This is a genomic window from Mycolicibacterium sediminis, assembly GCF_010731735.1.
Lineage (GTDB): Bacteria > Actinomycetota > Actinomycetes > Mycobacteriales > Mycobacteriaceae > Mycobacterium > Mycobacterium sediminis.
The window spans coordinates 4,215,709-4,234,019 of the sequence record NZ_AP022588.1; the positions used below are offsets into that span (position 1 = coordinate 4,215,709).

General features: G+C 66.0%; 19 protein-coding genes. 9 read left to right on the forward strand and 10 right to left on the reverse strand.

Translation table 11 applies throughout. The annotated features are described in order from the left end of the window. Position 1: 1 nt before the first annotated feature. The 5 genes from G6N64_RS20150 to G6N64_RS20170 are packed head-to-tail and all read right to left on the reverse strand — an operon-like array spanning position 2 to position 4,229. Entirely contained in the window at positions 2-745 is a 744-nt protein-coding gene (locus G6N64_RS20150) for an SDR family NAD(P)-dependent oxidoreductase (RefSeq protein WP_231387977.1), read from the reverse strand. Beyond that, positions 727-1,470, reverse strand: coding sequence for an SDR family oxidoreductase (locus tag G6N64_RS20155; protein WP_163799124.1), 744 nt, complete (start codon positions 1,468-1,470; stop codon positions 727-729). The genes G6N64_RS20150 and G6N64_RS20155 overlap by 19 nt, the downstream gene beginning before the upstream one ends. Beyond that, positions 1,470-1,880, reverse strand: coding sequence for a cupin domain-containing protein (locus tag G6N64_RS20160; RefSeq protein WP_029104971.1), 411 nt, complete (start codon positions 1,878-1,880; stop codon positions 1,470-1,472). The genes G6N64_RS20155 and G6N64_RS20160 overlap by 1 nt, the downstream gene beginning before the upstream one ends. Then, positions 1,873-3,033 carry an NAD(P)/FAD-dependent oxidoreductase gene (locus G6N64_RS20165; protein WP_163799126.1) on the reverse strand — a complete coding sequence of 387 codons (1,161 nt, stop codon included), beginning with the start codon at positions 3,031-3,033 and terminating at the stop codon, positions 1,873-1,875. Before G6N64_RS20165 ends, G6N64_RS20160 begins: the two co-directional genes overlap by 8 nt. Beyond that, positions 3,030-4,229: an NAD(P)/FAD-dependent oxidoreductase gene (locus tag G6N64_RS20170; RefSeq protein WP_163799128.1), complete on the reverse strand. Its 1,200-nt coding sequence runs from the start codon at positions 4,227-4,229 to the stop codon at positions 3,030-3,032. Before G6N64_RS20170 ends, G6N64_RS20165 begins: the two co-directional genes overlap by 4 nt. 379 nt (positions 4,230-4,608) lie before the next feature. On the opposite strand from G6N64_RS20170, the gene G6N64_RS20175 reads away from it, so the two are divergent. The 6 genes from G6N64_RS20175 (at position 4,609) to G6N64_RS20200 (ending at position 9,427) form a co-directional block, all read left to right on the forward strand. Further along, positions 4,609-5,550, forward strand: coding sequence for an SDR family NAD(P)-dependent oxidoreductase (locus G6N64_RS20175; protein WP_163799131.1), 942 nt, complete (start codon positions 4,609-4,611; stop codon positions 5,548-5,550). 92 nt (positions 5,551-5,642) lie between these two features. Next, a complete protein-coding gene (locus G6N64_RS20180; protein WP_409370783.1) occupies positions 5,643-6,077 on the forward strand; it encodes a pyridoxamine 5'-phosphate oxidase family protein in 435 nt (144 codons plus the stop codon). A gap of 614 nt (positions 6,078-6,691) precedes the next feature. Continuing rightward, positions 6,692-7,258 carry a dihydrofolate reductase family protein gene (locus tag G6N64_RS20185; RefSeq protein ID WP_163799133.1) on the forward strand — a complete coding sequence of 189 codons (567 nt, stop codon included), beginning with the start codon at positions 6,692-6,694 and terminating at the stop codon, positions 7,256-7,258. Between the two features lie 46 nt (positions 7,259-7,304). After that, entirely contained in the window at positions 7,305-7,769 is a 465-nt protein-coding gene (locus G6N64_RS20190; RefSeq protein WP_163799135.1) for an SRPBCC family protein, read from the forward strand. Between the two features lie 219 nt (positions 7,770-7,988). Beyond that, positions 7,989-8,702, forward strand: coding sequence for a chemotaxis protein CheB (locus G6N64_RS20195; protein WP_197748292.1), 714 nt, complete (start codon positions 7,989-7,991; stop codon positions 8,700-8,702). A gap of 44 nt (positions 8,703-8,746) precedes the next feature. After that, positions 8,747-9,427: a GAF and ANTAR domain-containing protein gene (locus G6N64_RS20200; RefSeq protein ID WP_163799138.1), complete on the forward strand. Its 681-nt coding sequence runs from the start codon at positions 8,747-8,749 to the stop codon at positions 9,425-9,427. A 63-nt stretch (positions 9,428-9,490) separates the two neighbouring features. Here the strand turns inward: G6N64_RS20200 and G6N64_RS20205 are convergent, their stop codons facing one another. Both G6N64_RS20205 and G6N64_RS20210 read right to left on the reverse strand, forming a co-directional pair. After that, on the reverse strand, positions 9,491-9,640 hold the full coding sequence (locus G6N64_RS20205; RefSeq protein ID WP_163799140.1) for a hypothetical protein: 150 nt from the start codon (positions 9,638-9,640) through the stop codon (positions 9,491-9,493). A gap of 257 nt (positions 9,641-9,897) precedes the next feature. Continuing rightward, the gene (locus G6N64_RS20210; protein WP_163799142.1) at positions 9,898-11,118 is read right to left on the reverse strand and encodes an AGE family epimerase/isomerase; all 1,221 of its coding nucleotides are present in this window, start codon (positions 11,116-11,118) and stop codon (positions 9,898-9,900) included. A gap of 118 nt (positions 11,119-11,236) precedes the next feature. Between G6N64_RS20210 and G6N64_RS20215 the strand changes: the two genes are divergently transcribed. From G6N64_RS20215 to G6N64_RS20225, 3 genes are all read left to right on the forward strand, one after another. After that, positions 11,237-11,908 carry a FadR/GntR family transcriptional regulator gene (locus G6N64_RS20215; protein ID WP_163799144.1) on the forward strand — a complete coding sequence of 224 codons (672 nt, stop codon included), beginning with the start codon at positions 11,237-11,239 and terminating at the stop codon, positions 11,906-11,908. 99 nt (positions 11,909-12,007) lie between these two features. Then, positions 12,008-13,432 (forward strand): sialate:H+ symport family MFS transporter, encoded by a 1,425-nt coding sequence (locus tag G6N64_RS20220; protein WP_163799146.1) that lies wholly within the window; start codon positions 12,008-12,010, stop codon positions 13,430-13,432. Next, positions 13,429-14,361: a dihydrodipicolinate synthase family protein gene (locus G6N64_RS20225; RefSeq protein WP_163799148.1), complete on the forward strand. Its 933-nt coding sequence runs from the start codon at positions 13,429-13,431 to the stop codon at positions 14,359-14,361. The genes G6N64_RS20220 and G6N64_RS20225 overlap by 4 nt, the downstream gene beginning before the upstream one ends. Before the next feature lie 62 nt (positions 14,362-14,423). Here the strand turns inward: G6N64_RS20225 and G6N64_RS20230 are convergent, their stop codons facing one another. From G6N64_RS20230 to G6N64_RS20240, 3 genes are all read right to left on the reverse strand, one after another. Further along, positions 14,424-15,989 (reverse strand): GMC family oxidoreductase, encoded by a 1,566-nt coding sequence (locus G6N64_RS20230; protein ID WP_246230726.1) that lies wholly within the window; start codon positions 15,987-15,989, stop codon positions 14,424-14,426. Between the two features lie 146 nt (positions 15,990-16,135). Continuing rightward, positions 16,136-17,755 carry a helix-turn-helix domain-containing protein gene (locus G6N64_RS20235; RefSeq protein WP_163799150.1) on the reverse strand — a complete coding sequence of 540 codons (1,620 nt, stop codon included), beginning with the start codon at positions 17,753-17,755 and terminating at the stop codon, positions 16,136-16,138. Between the two features lie 31 nt (positions 17,756-17,786). After that, positions 17,787-18,284: a CGNR zinc finger domain-containing protein gene (locus G6N64_RS20240; protein WP_163799152.1), complete on the reverse strand. Its 498-nt coding sequence runs from the start codon at positions 18,282-18,284 to the stop codon at positions 17,787-17,789. Between the last annotated feature and the right edge of the window lie 27 nt (positions 18,285-18,311).

Sequence of the window (18,311 nt, forward strand, 5' to 3'; positions counted from 1 at the left end):
TTCAGACGGCGGTGCCGCCGCCGTCGACGTGCAATGTGGTGCCGGTGATGAAACTGGCGCTCGGTGAGGCCAGGAAGTAGATCGCCTCGGCGATCTCCGCGGGATCTGCGGTGCGCCCCAGCGGGAGGGCGCGGCCGAGTTCGTCGTTGGTTTCGCCCCATTCGGTGACGACGCCGTCGGTGGCGGTCGGGCCCGGGGCGACGTTGTTGACCCGGATGTTGTGGGCGCCGAATTCGACGGCCCAGGTCCGGGTCAACTGCTCGACCGCGGCTTTGGACGCGCTGTACACCGAGGCGCCGGGAACACCTTTGGACGCCACCATGGAGGTGATGTTGACGATGGCCCCGCCACCACGGCGGATCATCGCGGGAACCGTTGCAGCAACCAGGAAGTAGAGACCACGCACGTTGGTGGCGAACGTGTGACCGAAGTCGCTCTCGTCCTGGTCGACGGTCAGGGCGGCGGGAAATCGTGCCGCATTGTTGACCAGGATGTCGAGTTCAAGGTCACGGGAGAGCCGGTCCACGCCGGCCGGATCGGCCATGTCGACGGCAACGAACCGGGCGTGCGGTCCGAGTTCGCCCTGCGCATGTTCGCCGCGTTCCCGGTTACGTCCGGTGACGACGACGAAGGCGCCGGCGTCCACCAGTCGACGAGCGGTGGCAAGCCCGATGCCGGCGGTGCCGCCGGTGACCAGCGCGGTGCGGCCTGCCAGCTCGCCTTCGATCACTGTTGACTCAGCCAATCGACCAGGCGGGTGCTGCCCCGCTCAGCACCGTCGTCGGTGACGAGGCTGTTCTGCTGGACGGGAACGCCGAAATAGGTCGCCTGTGGGTCGACGGTGATGGGCAAATTCTTGCCCTGATGGGTGAAGACGGTGCGGGCCATCTCGGTGAACGGCATCTTCTCCGGCCCGCCGAAATTCAGCACGCCGTGGCGAGGCGCCTCGGCGGCAACCCGCGCGACGAAGCCGGCGACCTCGGCCGCGGCGACGGGCTGGATAAGCGCATCCGGCGCGCGGACTTCCTTGTCGACCATCAGTGACCCGGCGATGCCTTCGGTGAATTCGTGGAACTGGGTGGCCCGCACGATGGTGTAGGGCACACCGGAGGTGGCCACTAGCTCCTCCTGCAGGTGTTTGCCGCGTAAGTAGCCGTCGGCCTCGATGCCGTCCACGCCGACAATCGACAGCAGCACGTAGTTCTTCACCTGTGCCGTTTTGGCCTCCGACAGCAGCGTGGTCGCCGAGCCGGTGAAGAATTCCAATGCCGGGCCGGGTTCCAAGCTGGGCGAATTGAGGACGTCGACGATGACGTCGGCGCCGCCGAACGCGGCCGCCACACCATCGCCCGATAAGGCATCCACCCCTGACGAGCGCGACGCCGCGGCGACCTGATGGCCTGCTTCGGAGAGCAATTTCACAACCTGGGAGCCAATCTGTCCGGTGGCGCCCACAACGGTGATCTTCATCAGTGTCCTTTCGGGATGCGGCGGTCTTTGCGTTGTTCGAGTTCGGCGTCGTCGACGAGGACGAACATGTCGACGCCCGGTCGGCACAGCATGGTCACCAGGAACCGCAGCGGGACGTCTTCGCGGTTGTTGCCATCGGAGTAGTGGATGACGTCGCCACCCGGTTCCCAGAAGGCTTCGCCGGCCTTGATGACCCGCGGCGCTTCACCTTCCAGCTCGAAGAGCATCTCGCCTTCCAGGACGTAGCCGAAGCACGGTCCGCCGGGGTGACGGTGCGGCGGCGCGCCCGCGTCGCCGGGGCCCCATTCGATGATCGCGGTCATCGCATCGGCGTCCTGGGGGATGATCGGCGGTGTGACGGACTGGATGACCGTCATGGCCTTCGTGAGCCTTTCCATGACCTCAGACATGTGCCGCACCCTTCTGTAGATTCTTTTGTCTCTTACCGCCTTTGGGCCAGGAGTAGCTACCCGGCTTACGAGCCTCCTTGGTCAAGAACGACACAGTGCCCTTGCACACTTGCTCTTTGATGGTGGCCGCGAGGCGCCCGCCGAGATGCATCGGCATGGCAACATCATTGAAATGCGACATTTGAATGGTGCCGGCGTGGCGGCCCAGGCTGATGCACTGACCCACTGAGGCAGGGTTCAGGTTCGTGGGTTTCTTGCCCTCCAGGCGGGCCAGGAGGGTGTCGGCGGCGTGTGAGGCCAGCGGCATGGCGAGCTGGCAGCTCATCCGCAACGGCACACCCGACGGGGAGGCGGCGTCGCCGGCGGCGATGATCGAGGAATCATCGACGCTGGTGAGGGTCTCGTCGGTGAGCAGCCGGCCGAGCCGGTCAGTGGTCAGGCCGCTCGCGGCGGCAAGGTTCGGTACACCGAAACCAGCTGTCCACACCGTCGCTGCACTGGGCAAGTCTGTGCCGTCGCGCAACGTGATTCGATCCGCGTGCACCTGGGTGACGGTGGCGTTCTCTACCACGTTGACGCCCAGCATCTTCAGGCGTTTCGCCACCGAGCGGCGGCCCCCCTTTGCCAGCGACGGGCCCAAGGCACCGGTGACCAGGGTGACGCGTCGGCCGGCCTCGGCGAACTCAGACGCCGCTTCAATCCCGGTCAGACCTCCGCCGACGACGACGATGGGCGCCTGCAACGGGACATCCGACAGGCGTTGTGTAAGCCGTTGCGCCGCTTCATATTCACCAAGAGGGACGGCGTGGTCGCGGGCACCGGGCACCGCATCGGGCAGCGGTGCGGTGCTGCCGACGGCATATACCAGGTAGTCGTAGCCCATCGTGGCTCCCGAAGCCAGGTGCAGTTGACGGCTGGCGGCGTCGATGCGCGTGGCGGAGTCGACCACCAGCTTGGCGCGGTCGGTCAGCACCGTCGCGTAGTCCTGCACGGCGTCGTCATTGCCGGCCACCAACTGGTGTAGACGAATTCGCTCGACGAAGTGCGGCCGAGGGTTGACCATGACGATGTCGGTATCGGAACGCTGGCTCAGCCGGTTGGCGGCCAGGACGCCGGCGTATCCGCCGCCGACGACTACAACGGTGGTGGTCACGAGATCTCCTGTGCGTAGGCGCTGTTACTGAAATGGCCGGCCTTCGCGAGCAGCGCGTCAGCCGAGTCGGTGGGTGGGTAGATCCATTGAGTGTTGATGGCGTGCTTGATCGCTTTGGCTTCGGAGCCTTCCTTGTCGACTGTGCGTTCCCAGCCCACCGTCGTCAACGCCCCGGCGGCGCCGAGATCGATGCAGTTGCTGTATGGGTCCGCAGTGAACGGAAGCATCGGCAAACCGAGCAGATCCGCGGCGACGTTGTGGCCCGCGTACTTACCCATCGGCTGCGCGTGTTGACAGCTCTGGATGGTCGGGTGGCCGCCATCGGCAACGGCGGCAGCGGTGTCGCCGGCAGCGTAGACGGTGGGTGTCACGCGCAGGTACTCGTCTACCAGCAGGCGGCCGAACCGGTCACGTTCGGCTGGGATCTGTGTCGTCAGCGGGCTGGCGGACATGCCGACGGTCCAGATCAGCGTCGCGGCTGGGATGACCTCACCATCGTCCAGAGTCACCTGTGTCTCGGTGGCCGAGGCGACGGTGCGGCCCAGGCGTCGCTCGAAACACAGCGTGTCGAGAGCGTCAACGATGACGGGGCGCGGAACATCTCCCAGCTCAGGACCCAAAACCTTGGCGCGCTCCACCAAGATCACCCGAACTTCCTGGCCTGCCGCCACATCGCGTAACCGTCCGACGAGTTCCGTGGCGATCTCCAGTCCTGTGAAACCGGCACCGACCACGACCGCCGTATACCGAGCTCGTGGTGGCAGCTGCGACACATGGTGCAAATGGATGTCAAGTGCGACCGCGGCGTTGAGAGTGTCGATGTTGAATGCGTGCGCGGCGCCGGGGAAAGCAGGCCGCTTCAGCTGGCTTCCTGTGGCCAGCACCAGCCGGTCATAAGATGCTGTCACCAACACGCCATCGGCGCCGTGGGCCATCACAGTCTGGGAGGCGGCGTCGATGGACTCCACCCGTGCGTTGAGGCGCTCGACACCGATAGGGTTAAGCAGCCGATCCAGGTCGATCCGCATCTTGTCCGGATTGCGTTCGTAAAGTCGCGGCCGGATCACCATGTCATCACCGGCGCTGATCAGCCGCACCCGCAACCTATCGCTGCCCGCTGATCGGGCCAGCCGCACCGCACTTGCCGCACTCCACACTCCCGCGAAGCCGCCGCCAAGTATCAGAGCGTCCTTCATGACCGCCGTGCCCTTCTGTCTCATGTGATGTCTTGACAGTTGCATGCAACGAGGTGCCAAGGACCACGCAAATCCCGTAGTCCACGAGAGGGCTACGTGGTTGCCCCGGGTTTGGCGACGTGCGGGCCTGCTCGACCACCGCGGCAACTACCGTGTTCTTCGGCACCGCCACGCCTACTGGCACGGCAGCATTTTCGACGAGCAAATGGCCGCGACACTCCACATCGTCGTGTGACGGAAGCTTGAGTAGGCGGTTTGGTAGGGCGAACTGGGCCGGCGGGAGTAGTGCTGGTGACGATGCGGCCGCCAAGGCGGACGTGCTCGTCTCGATATAGCCCACGCTGGAACACATCTGCACAGAATGGCGTTCGTAGAACCCATGACCACGACCACCGACCTCATCACCACACCGTTCGACGCCACCTCCACCGCCGCGGAAGTGATCGCCGACGTCGACCTGCGCGGCGCGCGCGCGATCGTCACCGGCGCCGCGTCCGGTATCGGCATCGAAACCGCGCGCGCCCTGGCCTCCGCCGGTGCGACCGTCACCCTCGCCGTGCGCAACACCGCCGCCGGGGAGAAGGTCGCCGCCGACATCGGCGGATCCACCACCGTCGCCCCGCTAGACCTCTCCGATCCGGCCAGCGTGACCGCGTTCGTCCGCGCCTGGCACGGGCCGCTGCACATCCTGGTCAACAACGCCGGAGTCATGGCCATCCAAGACCTGCAGATTTCGGCAAGTGGACACGAAATGCAGTTCGCCACCAACCATCTCGGCCACTTCGCCCTCGCCACCGGCCTACACGCCGCGCTGGCCGCCGCCGACGGAGCCCGCGTGGTCTCGGTCAGCTCCAGCGGACACCTGCGCTCCCCGGTCATCTTCGACGACATCGACTACCGATTCCGCGAATACGACCCCTTCAGCGCCTACGGCCAATCCAAGACCGCGAATGTCCTGTTCGCCGTCGGCGTCACCCAACGCTGGGCCCGGGACGGCATCACCGCCAACGCACTCATGCCCGGCGGCATCATGACCGCCCTGCAACGCCACCTCGGGAAGGACTTTCAAGACGGCGCCGACGAACGCTTCCGCCGTGCCGGCAGCCGCGTCAAGACCCCCGAACAGGGGGCAGCCACCTCGGTCCTGCTGGCCGCATCCCCGCACGTCGCCGGGGTCAGTGGCCGCTACTTCGAGGACTGCCGTGAAGCTGCCGTCGTCGACCACCGCGACGAATTCGGCATCACCGGCGTCGCGCCCTACGCCCTCGACGAAGACAACGCCGAACGGCTCTGGGACCTGTCGCTGCGCCTGACCGCGTAGCACCTGACGCCCGAAAGGACCGCACAATGAGCGCTGACCCCCAGATCACTCCCGAGGTCGAGCGATTCCTCTCCGAAGGCACCCGCACCGGCATGCTCGCCTACACCGCCACCGACGGACGACCCCTCGTAGCGCCGGTCTGGTTCATCATCGGCAACGGCGAAATCGTGCTCATGACAGGCAAGACCTCAGCCAAAGGACGGGCTCTGACCCGCGATCCCCGCGCCACGCTCTGCGTCGACGAACCGCACGCGCCCTACGGGTTCGTCCAAATCCAAGGAATCGCGGTCCTTTCCGAAGACCCCCGAACTGCTCGACATCGCAACACGGGCCGGCGGCCGCTACATGGGCGCCGAGCGAGCCGACGAATTCGGACGCCGCAACGGCGTGCCCGGAGAACTTGTCGTCCGGATCCATCCGAACAAAGTCACGGCAGCCTTCAACATCGTCGAATAACACCTAGCCCTGTTGAACTGCTCGGTGCTGAACGGGTCCATGTAGTGGCGGGGTTGAGGACGACCCATTGATTCGGTACGCCAAGACGGTTGCCTTGGCGACGCAATCGAGGTGAACGGATTTGTGAACGAAACCGTGCGCAACGGGGCCGACCGCTTCGACACGGCGTGACACACGAGACGCCAAATCGCGGCCGACCTGCACTTTAGCGACGTAGATAGACGTGCAAGACCGCAACCGGCCGGCTCATAACCCAGCGATGGCAGCGGCAATCGTCCGCGCGGGCGTCGTGCGGGTCCTGGCAAACACATCAGTTGACTACCGCAGCCCTGTCGGTGGAATCGTTACAGAGAGAAGTTGAAGGCGACAGGGCTCGGCCGGTTCCACCATGACGATCCGCTGCCCGTTGTCCCCCCAGTGTCCCAAGACATGCGTAAACAGACCGGACAGACGGGAACAGGTGAGACGCGGAGAGCAGTTGACCAGCATGAATCAGGACAATGGAGACAACCCCTTCACATCCGCTGCTTCCCTGGGGGTCAAGTGGTCGCAGGTTCAAATCCTGTCAGCCCGACAGCGAAAAACCCGCTTCGACCAGTGTCGGAGCGGGTTTCTTCTGTTCTGGTTAGAGCGTCTTCCGTGGGCCAACCCGATGAGAATCGTCCGCCGGTGCAGTCTGATCGGCATGGGCAGACTCATCTATGGCTTGAACGTCTCGGTGGACGGCTACATCGCGGACGCACGAGGCAACATCGACTGGTCCGATCCGAGCGAGGAACTGCACGAGTACTGGAACGACTTCGAACGCGAGACCGCCGTGTCGTTGTACGGCCGGCGACTGTACGACCTGATGTCCGCCTACTGGCCGACGGCCGACCACGCTCCGGACGCCACCCCCTTCATCAGGGACTTCGCCCGCACCTGGCGCGAGATGCCCAAGGTCGTGTTCTCGCGCACCCTGGAGTCGGTCGACTGGAACTCCCGGCTGGAACGCGGCGACCCCGTCGAGGTGGTCGCGAAGCTGAAGGCCGAGACCGAAGGCCAGATGGAGATCGCCGGAGCCACCTTGGCCGCGCCGATCGTGCGAGCCGGTCTGGTCGACGAGTACCGGCTGGTGATCGCGCCCACCGCCGTGGGCGGCGGCACACCGTTCTTCCCGACATTGCCGTCGTGGGTGTCGCTGCGACTGCTGGAGAACCGCACCTTCCCGGGCGGCGCGGTCCTGCTGCGCTACGAGGCGACCCACGACTGAACGGGTCCGGGTTTAGCGGTCGTGCGTTGTGGGGCACTGTGCAGGTATGAGCAACGACGGAAGAGTGACCGTAGAACGAACCATCGACGCGCCGGTCGACGCGCTCTTCGACATCCTGTCCAATCCGCAGCGCCACCAGGAACTAGACGGTTCCGGCTTCATCCGCAGTGTCGATCACGCCGATCGCATTCAGGAGGTGGGGCAGAAGTTCACCATGAACATGCAGGGCGACCACATGGACGGTGAATACAAGACCGACAACCACGTCTCCGGGTACGCGAAGGACAAACTGCTGGCCTGGAAGACCGCACCCGAGGGCGCTGAACCGCCCGGGTGGGAGTGGTTGTGGGAGTTGGAATCTCAGGGACCCAAGGAGACGCTGGTGCGTCACACCTACGATTGGTCCAAGGTCACCGACAAGAAACTGCTCGAGAAGCTCAAGTTCCCGCTGATCACCGAGGACCAACTGAACGACACGTTGGCACGACTCGCGACCGCGTCCTCGTCCTGACCTGAAAGCCCACTGACCCGCCGGAGGGTCGTCGGAAGCACGACGGCCCGCCGACGGGTCGTTTCATGCCGGGGAGCAGGCGCGTGGGGGCGAAGTCCACTGGTACGTCGGGGCGACGCCGAGAGACGAGCGTTCCATCGAGTACGAACGCGAGCGATCCGTGTCCGTCGCCACGCTGCGGCACACCGTCGAATAGCCTCGGAGGTGGACAGGAGCCCCGTGGACATCAGTGCGTATGGCATCAAGTTCCCGGTCGTTGCGCTGGTGACGTCAGCAGGCGGCCTGAACGCTCTGAGCCGAGTCCTCGAATCCATGACCGCCGACGTCCCAGCAGCCTGGCTCGTCGTACAGCACGTGACGCCGGATCAGCCGAGTTCACTGGCCGCCATCCTGGACGACAGGACCGCCCTCACCGTGCGAGCGGCCGTCGACGACGACGAACTGCAGCCCGGAACGGTGCTCGTGGCCCCGTCCGCTCATCATCTCCTCGTCACGTCGGAGGCCCGCATCGGGTTGATCGACTCGGGAAGCCTGCCGCCCTCACGGCCGTCGGCGGATCTCCTACTCGCCACCCTCGCCGTGACTTGCGGTCCTCGAGCCCTGGCCGTCGTCCTGACGGGAAAGGGCACCGACGCCCAGTCCGGGATTCGTGCCATACAACATTGCGGCGGAACCGTGTTCGCGCAGAACGAGGCAACGTCGGAGCACTTCGGCATGCCGAGCGCCGCCATCGAGACCGGGCTGGTGGACGTGACGCTGCCTCTCGCCGAGTTGCCCGATGCCATCCGCGTGCACGTCGCCGCATACCGCGGCGGAACCCGAGACCCGGTGAACGTCCTCGAGCGAGATGGCCAGACCTCCAGCCTGACCGCTCGACGCCGCACGGCGCCGGTACGGATCCCGCTGGAGAAGGCGCATACTGGTCTCAACTAGGGCGCACCTGGATGTTGATTCAACTCCGTCCGGGAAGAAGCCCCATGGCCGCTCGCGGCACGTACGACGACTCCATCCGCAAGGCGATAGCCGATCTCACAAGCAATCGGACGAGAGACACCGCGATCGAGCGCGCCCTGACCAGCATCACCCGTAGTGCCGTCGAACTGGTCGACGGGGTTGACTTCGCCGACGTCATGGTGATCGGCGAGGGACGGACGCGCTCGGTCACGACGCTGCCACTGCTCGTCGAGCTCGATGCCCTCCAGATCGAACTACAGGAGGGCCCCTGCATGGACGCCGCCGCAGGTGAGGCCATGGTGCGTTGCACCGATCTGCGGAACGACGCCCGCTGGCCTCAGTACGCCGCAGCGGCCGTCGCAGTCGGAGTGCACAGCATGCTGTCCTTCCAGCTGAACATCGCGAGCAATGGCATCGGGGCACTCAACATGTTCGGCCTCGATCCGCGCGACGTGGACCCGGCGGCCGAGGCGATCGGTGCACTACTCGCCACGCTGGCGACCGTTGCGTTCATGGTGGCCGACAGTCAGGAACAGTTCGCGGCCGCACTGTCAAGCAGGGACGTGATCGGTCAGGCCAAGGGCATGCTCATGAACCATTACAAGATCGACGAAGGGAACGCCTTCAACATGTTGAGGGAGTTGTCGCAGTCGCAGAACGTCAATCTGCGCACCATCGCCCGGCAGATCGTCGCGACGCTCTAGCTTGGCGAACCGGCTTGCTGTGCCGGTGAATCGGGACTTCGGCCACGCAGGACGGCGCACATCTCAGATCGGTCTCGTCAACCCGGTCACATAGCGGACGACGTCCTCGAACGCCGCCGTATCGGCCACTGCCGATTCGCCTCGGGTGCAGCGCTCGCCAGCGAACAACTCGTCGTACAACTGCAGATAGATGCGATACAGACGGTCATTCACGAGGCGCCTCGGACCGCAGCGCGGTGGAACTCGACGTGAAAGGCATTGCGATCCATCCGTTCATGGGGTTCGAACGTTGAGTGATCCTGCATCGCGACTCGCCACCGCCCTCCGGCAAACCCAACGCATCAAAGCGACCTAGACGTCCGACTTCCCCGTGTGGCCCCGGCGAAACCCCATTTCAGACAACGCCCCTGAGCGGCGCCGCAGCATGGACGATCGCGTCAGCAGCTGCCCGCGGCCACTTGGCCTGCTGGTCAGACCAGATGGCCTTCGGCGATCGCGGTGGCGATCATGGGATACGCCGGTAGCCGGGGGATCAGGGCGGCCTGCAACGCATGGTAGAGGTCGGGTTTGCCCTGCCAGACGCTGTCCGCTGGGGCGTTCGTGGCGTCGAGCTGGTGCCGCCACGATCCGTGAACGTGGTCGACGAGGTAGGTGTCGGCGTAGTCCCACCAATGCTGGTATCGGCGGGCGTAGATGGTCTTCCCGGTTCTGCGGTAGAGCACGGCCGCCGCGCCGATCGCCTCGGCGACGACCCAGTGCATCCGGTCGCGGACGACGGGGGAGCCCTCCCAGTCCGTCGTGTAGACGAAGCCGGGTGCACCATCGACCGACCAGCCATCGACGACGGCGCGTTCGAAGAGGTTCTCGGCAGCGTCGAGGAGCCAACCGTCGGAGGTGCCAAGGGCTTGCTCGACGTGCACCATCAACCTGGCCCATTCGAGGCCGTGTCCGACGGTCGCGCCGAACGGCTTGAACTGGTGCCGCGGTTGGTCCCGGTTCAGGTCGAGGTCGGGGCGCCAGTTCTGGTCGTAGTGCTCGGGGATGCGCCAGCGATGGGCAGCAGCGGAGTCCGCGGCGAATCTGCAGATGCGCTCGGCGCGTGCAATCCACTGCTCGTCGCCGGACGCCGAGGCGGTCGAGAGCATGGCCTCGACCGCGTGCATGTTGGCGTTCATGCCGCGGTAGCCGTCGACCGTTGTGAACGTTCTATCCCACGAATCGACGCACAGTCCGTCGGGCTCGCGCCAGAACTTCTCGAGGAAGACCCGCCGCGCATCCTCGAACAGTGTTGTCGCGCCGTCGATGTCGGCCCGTGCCGCCGAGGATGCGGCCAGCAGGACGAAGGCATGGTCGTAGCAGGACTTGCCCGGAGCCGGGCGATCGTCGGAATCGACCGAGGAGAACCAGCCGCCGTGCTCGTCGTCGTGGAGCCGTCCGACCAGTCCGGCCATCGTCGTCTGCGCGATCGTCGCGGCACCCGGCACGCCGAGAAGGCTTCCCAGGGAGTAGACGTGGGTCATCCGGGCCGCGATCCAGGTGTGGATTGGCTGCCCGGCGTCGGGGGAGCCGTCGGTGGTCAGCCAGAAGGCGCCGCCGCGTTCGTCGGCGGTCGCCCTGCCGAAGGCGAGGAGGTGCTGCGCGTGCGCATCGAGCCAGCTCCGATGTGTGGAGCGATCCAACCAGCTGGCCATGCTTGACGGAACCCCCCCGACATCGGTCGACGCCGTGTGCCGAGGCCCGGCTGCACGACGAAGGCGGTAGCGTACCTGATATCCGAGAAGTTCTGGGTTGAAAGCCGATGGAGGACTGATGCGCACGCTGCTGTCACACGAAACCGGTGCCGCCATCCGGACCTTCATCGTCGACAAGCAGCTCAAGCCCGGCGACCCGCTGCCGTCGGAGGCGGAGCTCGCCGCGTTGCTCGACGTCGGCAAGACCTCGGTCCGTGAGGGTCTTAGACGGCTGGAAGCCCACGGCGTCGTGGAGGTCAGGCGGGGGAAGGGCCTCTACGTCGGCGCGTTCAGCTTCGGACCCCTCATCGAACAGTTGCCCTACGGCCTGCAGGCGGACAGCGTGCCGCTGGCGCAACTCCTGCAAGCCCGCCGAGCCCTCGAAGAAGGTCTCATCGGGGAGGTCGCCAAGGTGATCACCGACGCGAACCTGTCGGAGCTCGACGGGCTGGTCGGCGAGATGCGTGCCAATGCCCGGCACGGAAGGGTCCCCGCCGACGTCGATCAGGCCTTTCACCAAGCGTTGTTCGCACCGCTGGGCAACCCATTCGTGCTGCAGCTGATCGACGTGTTCTGGACCATCTTTCGCAAGGCCTCCGACCACGTCGTGCTCGATCTGCGTCGGCCCACGGCCGAGGACCATGCCGCGATCGTTGACGCCCTCCGGTCGGGGGACCGGGCTGCGATGACGCATGCCGTCGCGCGTCACTTCGAGGATCTGCAGCGCAGCCTCGACACCCACCCGGCGTAGGCCGGCTGCTTCCCGATTCGGTCTTGCTGTGACCTGCGTCATGCGCTAGCGTCCAGATATCCGCTCACACATATCTGATATCTGATTGGAGGTGCCGGGATGACGACCGCACCCCACGATTCGAACGCTCGGACTTCGTTGACACGGACGCAGTGGAAACAGTTCTGGGCCGCGTGGATCGGCTACCTGCTCGACGGCTTCGATTTCATCCTGATCACCCTGGTGCTCACTGAGCTGGCAGGCGAGTTCGACCTCAGCCTGGTCCAGGCCACCACCCTGGTCAGCGCCGCATTCGTCTCCCGGTGGTTCGGCGGCCTGCTACTCGGGGCGGTCGCCGATCGCTTCGGCCGCAAGGGCGCGATGATCATCAGCATCTTCTGCTTCGCCGGCGGCAGCTTCCTCTGCGGCCTCTCCTGGGGCTACTGGTCGATGTTCGTCTTTCGCGCCATCGTCGGCATCGGCATGGCCGGCGAATACGCCAGCAGCGTCACCTACGCGATGGAGTCCTGGCCGAAGCGCTTCCGCAACCGCACCAGCGGTGCGCTGCTGTCGGCGTACCCGATCGGCGTCGTCCTCGCGAGCCAGCTATATCCACTGGTCGTACCGAGCCTCGGATGGCGGTGGATGTTCTTCATCGGACTCTTCCCGGCCGCCGTCGCCCTCTGGATGCGACGCGCACTGCCCGAGGCGACGGAATGGGAGGAAGGAGTCAAGAGCGGCGTGATCGCCGAGAACACCGCGATGCAATTGCTCTTCAACCCCGCACGGCGCATGGGCAACATCGCCATCTCGATCGTCGCGGCCGCCGACCTGGTGGTCATCTTCAGCCGGACCGTGACCGGTCCATGGGTCGTGGCTTTGGCGCTCGTCGCCGCCGCCTGCTTCTTCCTCCTCGCCCGGCAACTCGCCGACGGGAAGACCGGCATGTTCGTGATGCTGATCATCACCGTGCTCACCGCATTCCTCTATTCCTGGCCGCTGCAGTCACTCTTGCCGACCTACCTGAAGACCGAGCTGCAGTTCGACCCGGCGCAGGTGGCACAGGTGCTGCTGTGGGCAGGTCTCGGCTACGCGGCGGGTTCGGTGACGTCTGGCGTCGTCGCCGACCGGCTCGGTACGAACCGTACGTACGTTCTGGGACTGCTCATCTCGCTGATATTCGTCGTGCCCGTCTTCTCGCTGAGCAGTGATCACGTGGTGTGGCTGTGGGTGCTGCTGTTCGGGCTGCAGTTCTTCAGCCAGGGAATCTCGGGCCTGCTACCCAAGTTCATCTCCGACCACCTGCCCGTCAACGTTCGGGCCAGCGGTCTCGGCTTCTGCTACAACGTGGGCGCTCTCGGCGGTGCGATCGCCCCGATCATGGGTGCGTCCGTGGCAGCGTCGCTGGGTCTGGGCACGGCGCTGACGGTGCTGACGGTCGGATTCACCATCCTCGTCGCCATTCTCGTCGGTTTCGACGTGGCGGGCCGAGTCGGTCGCTTGGGTGCCGACGCCACCACCGACGATGCGGAAGTGAACCGATGAGCACGCCAACCGCCCTCGGCGGCGTCATCCCGCCACTGACCACCCCTCTCGACGCCGACGGCGAGGTCGACACGGCATCGCTGGAACGGCTGTGCACCTTCCTCGTCACGGCGGGTGTCGACGGTCTGTTCGTCGGCGGTTCGTCGGGGGAGACTGCGCTGCTGTCGGATTCGCAGCGGCAGCGTGTCGTGGAGGTGGCCACCGGCGTCGCCGGCGGCCAGGTCCCAGTGGTCGCCGGCGCGGTGGACACCGGTACCGCGCGCGTGATCGACCACGCGCGCGCTGCAGCCAAGCGCGGTGCTGCCGCCGTCGTGTCCACCGGGCCGTTCTACGTCGCTCCCCACCCGGCCGAGGTGGTCAGGCACTTCCGGCTGATCTCCGGCGCCGTTGACGTGCCGGTCATCGCCTACGACATCCCCAGCGCCACCAACACCCGTCTGCCGCAGAGCGCCATCGTCGAGCTGGCCGATTCCTCGACGATTGCGGGACTGAAGGATTCGAGCGGCGACCTGACCGCATTCCGTCAGATCCTGCTCGCGACCGCAGGCACCGGCCTCCGCGTCTTCACCGGCTCCGAGACGGTCACCGACCTGGCGCTGCGGCTCGGTGCGCACGGGCAGGTGCCGGGACTGGGCAACGTCGACCCCGACGGATACGTCAGACTCGGACGCGCAGCCGCCGCCGGTGACTGGGTCACAGCCAACACGGAGCAGGAACGACTCTTGAGGCTGTTCGCCATCGTCGACGTCGCCGACAGATCTCGAATCGGTTTCACCGCAGCGGCATTGGGCGCCTTCAAGGCCGCGCAGTACCTACGCGGTGTGATCGACGTGCCCCGATGCGCCGATCCACTGCTGCCGCTGGTCGACCGCGAGATCGATGCCATCCGCAAGATCCTCCTCAGCGAGGGCATCGGCGTCGAACGGTAGTGCCGTGGCGTGTGAATACCGCCACGGCACCGTTCGTCCTCCAGGCCGCGCGCCCGAGGCGGTCACAGTCGAATGAGGTCGGCCGCCCTCTCGGCAATCGCGTAGACGGTGGCATTGGTGTTGGCCGAGACGGGGGACGGCATGATCGAGGCGTCTGCGACACGGAGGGCGTCGATGCCACGCACCCGCAGGTCGAGGTCCACCACTGCCATCTCGTCGGTACCCACCCGGCAGGTGCCGGCGTAGTGGAAGTAGACGAGCAGACTGCGCCCGAGGTAGTCACGCACGGACGACTTGTCCTGAACGGTCGGCCCGGGCTGGACTTCTTCTCCGCGCCACTCGGACATGGCGGCTGATTCACCGATCTGCTTGGCTATCTCGAGGCCGGCCTCCATCACGGCGACATCGCGTTCGTCGCCGAGGTAGTTCGGGTCGATCAGCGGTCCAACCGCCATGGAGGCACTCGCGAGACGCACCCGGCCCCGACTGAACGGCGTGATCGCGGAGAACGCGACGGCATACCCGTTCTCGGGTCCGGGCAGGGTGGCGGCACGCATGGGCGCAGCGATCACCAGGATCTGGAGGTTCGGTCCGGCCTCCGCATGCACGGTTTCGATCAGCCCGACCGCTTGGCCCATCGGGTTGTGCGGCTCGTGCGGCAGCGGTGCCGTCGCCTCGTACAGAACGGTCGACATGGGGTGGTCGTGCAAGTTCTGCCCGACTCCCGGTAGGTCGAGGATCACGTCGATGCCGACCTCGCGCAGGTGATGGGCCGGCCCGATTCCCGAGGCGAGCAACAGGTGTGCCGAACCGATGGCACCTGCGGTGAGGATGATCTCGCAGGCGGCGTCAACGCGCGTCGTCTCACCGTCGAGCAGATACTCGACACCGACGGCAACGCCATCGGTCACCAGAATGCGCTGAACTGTCGCGTCGGTGACCATCCGCAGATTGGGGCGTGCGAGCGTCTCCTCGTCGAGGTAGGCGTCGGATGCGCTCTGGCGCTGACCGTCCTTGATGTTGCTGTCGGCCAGGCCGAATCCGGTCTCGACACCGCTGCTGATGTCGCGTGCGGTTTCGTAACCCAGGTCAGCCGCGGCGTCGAGTGCAAAAACCACGACGGGGCTGGGCTGTGCGGTGGGTCCGACCGTCAGCGGGCCGCCGGTTCCGCGGACGTCGGGGTCGCGGCCCTCGGTGGTCTCGGATCGCTGGAAGTACGGCAGCAGGTCGTCGAATCCCCATCCCTTGGCGCCCTGGTCGACCCAGGCGTCATAGCTGGCGCGATGCCCACGGACGAAGGTGAGCCCGTTCGTACTCGACGATCCACCGACGGCCCTTCCCCGTGGTGCAGGTACCGATGTCCCGGAGAAAGATTGAACGCTCGTGCTGTCGCCCCAATTGGCGGTCGTCGCCATCAGTTCGGGCCATCGGAAGGGGACGGCCATCGCGGGGAGCTTCTCTGCGGACCCGGCTTCGACCAGGAGGACGCTGGTGTGCGGATCCTCGCTGAGTCTCGCGGCGAGGACGCTGCCCGCGGTTCCTGCCCCGATCACGATGTAGTCGATGGAGGCCTTCATGTCGTCGTTGGGGTCGGTCATGGTCGTCGGGGTTGCTGTTGACTGGTTCACGTCCCTCATGGTGCCGTCGGTGCGACGGCCGAGATGTTCACTTCCTGGACAGGTGGTGTGGCACTCCTCACTGCGAGACGATCGCTCCAGGGGTGTGATACACCAAAGGTGCCAGCATGTTTCGCGGACGAAGACCGACGTTGGGGTCAGACGTTCAGGCCGAAGGCCCGCATGCGCTTGTACAGGGTCGTGCGGCTGATGCCGAGGCTGCGTGCCGCGGCCAGCTTGTTGCCATCGTGTGTGGCAAGTGCGTGTTGCACGGTGGCGCGCAGGGCCGTGTCGATCGCCCCGAGCTTCGGGCCTTCGGCGCGGTCCTGGATACGAACGAGGTCCCCTTCGGCGATGTCCCCCGTGGAGCGACGTCGGGCAGCGGCCACCACCTCGGCCCGCAACTCGGAATCGTTGCCGGGCCAGTCGTACGCGAGCAAGGTGCGGAGTGCGGCGGGGGTGAAGCGAGCCGCGGATGGCGATTCGTCCATCGTTTGTTGGACCAGAGCCGGGATCTCGTGCTTGCGGAGCCGGAGCGGAAGCAGCGCGAGCCGGACCGCCGAGCAGTCGATGAGCGCAAAGGCGTCCGGAGACAACAGATTCAGGGGGTCACTCGACAGTGCGAACCATGCAGACGTCGTCTCCAGCGCGGCACGGGTCGCACGCGCGGCGTACGGGGACAACAGATGCGCGTTCTCGATGATCACCGGACGCGCGGCGTCGTGCAGTGCGTCGGTGACCCGCTGCAGCCAGTCGACTTCGGATTCGTGAACCCGGTCGAGGCCGTTGAACGTCAACGGATCGGTGTCGGCCATCAAGCGCGTCAGAGCGGCAGACCGACCCGTTCCGCGCTCGCCGACGACGGACAGGGACCGTCTGTGTGCCCGCGCGTCGGTGAGCTGATTCTCCACGCGCTCCACCCGCGAGCGGCTCCTCGACGTCGGATCGAGACGCGTCGTCGGCGCACGGTTCTCCCGGGGCTCGATTTCGAACACGATGCCGGCACCGGGCGTCGCACGTGTCAGTCGAAGGCCGACACGGACGCCTGAACTCAGGACGTGCGACGCCACCGGCGCCTCCGCGGTGATGGTTCCGAGCGCCGCGTAGTCGACCGAGTCGAGTAGCGCGGTGGCAGCCGAGTTCGCCAGAACGAGGTCACCGGAGAGCCCGACGACCGGCCTTCCTCTACGACGGGCCGAAACACGTTGGTACGTCTCGATGAGCGTCTGCTCGTCGCGAGGTGACTGCGCCAGGAGTTGCGCTTCGATGTCACGGGCGGCGTACTCGATCATCGGGTGGAGTAGCGGGTTCCCCTCGTCGACGAAGAAGGTGAGGTCCAGGACGCCTTCGAGGCGGCGGGTCAGCGGATGGATGACGGGATACCCGTGGCAGCTGAACTTCTTCATCGGTTCGAGGAAGTGCTGATCACCGATGACGGTGAGTGGCGCCCGCATCTCGTGAACGGTTGCCACGGAATTGGTTCCGGAAGACGCCTCGGAGAAGAGGTTTCCCACCGCTGCGCCGTTCTCGCCCACCGCGTCGCCGATGGACGTGGTCCCCGGCCGCAGGTCGACCAGACGCACATCGCGATCGGCGAGGATGATGCAGACGTCGTTTCCCTCGAGGATCGACGCCATCCGATCGAGAACGGGTCGCGCCGCGGCCAGCAGTCGGCTCCCTGGGTCGACCGGAGACACCGTGGTGTCTCGAGGACCCTGCGAATCGAGTCCGGTCAGCGCCATGCGGCGGGCGGCGACGGCAAGTGCATCCGCAGTCATCGGGCGGACGGGTTCTGCGGCATCGGAGCCTTCAGCTGTGGAAGGGATAGGGCCTGCCGAATGAGGGGTCGCAGGTCGAGCGGTCGTGCCAGACGGCACGGTTGTCCCAGGTGCTGTCGTACATCGTCGCACGACAATCAGTATTCTCACACTGCTTCAGTCGCCGCCAGGTTCCGTTCTGCTGGCTGAGGAGGACCTCACCGGAGATGGCGGCGTCGAGCCATCGCCAACCGTGGCCCGCGGGCGCCCAGTGCACGTCGCCGGTTCTGGTGGTGACCAAGATTGCGTCGGTGGCAGGGCGGACGTCTGTCGCGGGGCCGCGCCCGGCGAGCAGGTTCACGAGGTGGTCCCGCATCGACCTCAACTCGGCGGCGTCGTGGGTCGACATCGTCGGTGGCCGAGTTGCCGACCCGCGCCTCGCATTCCATGCCCGCACTGCTTTGGCGGCCCACTCGTTGGCGCCACTGGTGTTGCCCAGCAGATCGATTCCGGTTTCCGACAATGCACGCGTATTGAGGAAGTCCTGCACCAGGGCCAACCCGCCCGGGGCGGGTCG

What these genes read in the sequence shown, in the direction of transcription:
- G6N64_RS20155 (WP_163799124.1), bottom strand. Translation starts at nt 1,470, where the DNA reads ATGAAGATCACCGTTGTGGGCGCCACCGGACAGATTGGCTCCCAGGTT.
- G6N64_RS20160 (WP_029104971.1), bottom strand. Translation starts at nt 1,880, where the DNA reads ATGTCTGAGGTCATGGAAAGGCTCACGAAGGCCATGACGGTCATCCAG.
- G6N64_RS20170 (WP_163799128.1), bottom strand. Translation starts at nt 4,229, where the DNA reads ATGAAGGACGCTCTGATACTTGGCGGCGGCTTCGCGGGAGTGTGGAGT.
- G6N64_RS20175 (WP_163799131.1), top strand. Translation starts at nt 4,609, where the DNA reads ATGACCACGACCACCGACCTCATCACCACACCGTTCGACGCCACCTCC.
- G6N64_RS20180 (WP_409370783.1), top strand. Translation starts at nt 5,643, where the DNA reads ATGCTCGCCTACACCGCCACCGACGGACGACCCCTCGTAGCGCCGGTC.
- G6N64_RS20185 (WP_163799133.1), top strand. Translation starts at nt 6,692, where the DNA reads ATGGGCAGACTCATCTATGGCTTGAACGTCTCGGTGGACGGCTACATC.
- G6N64_RS20190 (WP_163799135.1), top strand. Translation starts at nt 7,305, where the DNA reads ATGAGCAACGACGGAAGAGTGACCGTAGAACGAACCATCGACGCGCCG.
- G6N64_RS20200 (WP_163799138.1), top strand. Translation starts at nt 8,747, where the DNA reads ATGGCCGCTCGCGGCACGTACGACGACTCCATCCGCAAGGCGATAGCC.
- G6N64_RS20210 (WP_163799142.1), bottom strand. Translation starts at nt 11,118, where the DNA reads ATGGCCAGCTGGTTGGATCGCTCCACACATCGGAGCTGGCTCGATGCG.
- G6N64_RS20215 (WP_163799144.1), top strand. Translation starts at nt 11,237, where the DNA reads ATGCGCACGCTGCTGTCACACGAAACCGGTGCCGCCATCCGGACCTTC.
- G6N64_RS20220 (WP_163799146.1), top strand. Translation starts at nt 12,008, where the DNA reads ATGACGACCGCACCCCACGATTCGAACGCTCGGACTTCGTTGACACGG.
- G6N64_RS20225 (WP_163799148.1), top strand. Translation starts at nt 13,429, where the DNA reads ATGAGCACGCCAACCGCCCTCGGCGGCGTCATCCCGCCACTGACCACC.
- G6N64_RS20235 (WP_163799150.1), bottom strand. Translation starts at nt 17,755, where the DNA reads ATGACTGCGGATGCACTTGCCGTCGCCGCCCGCCGCATGGCGCTGACC.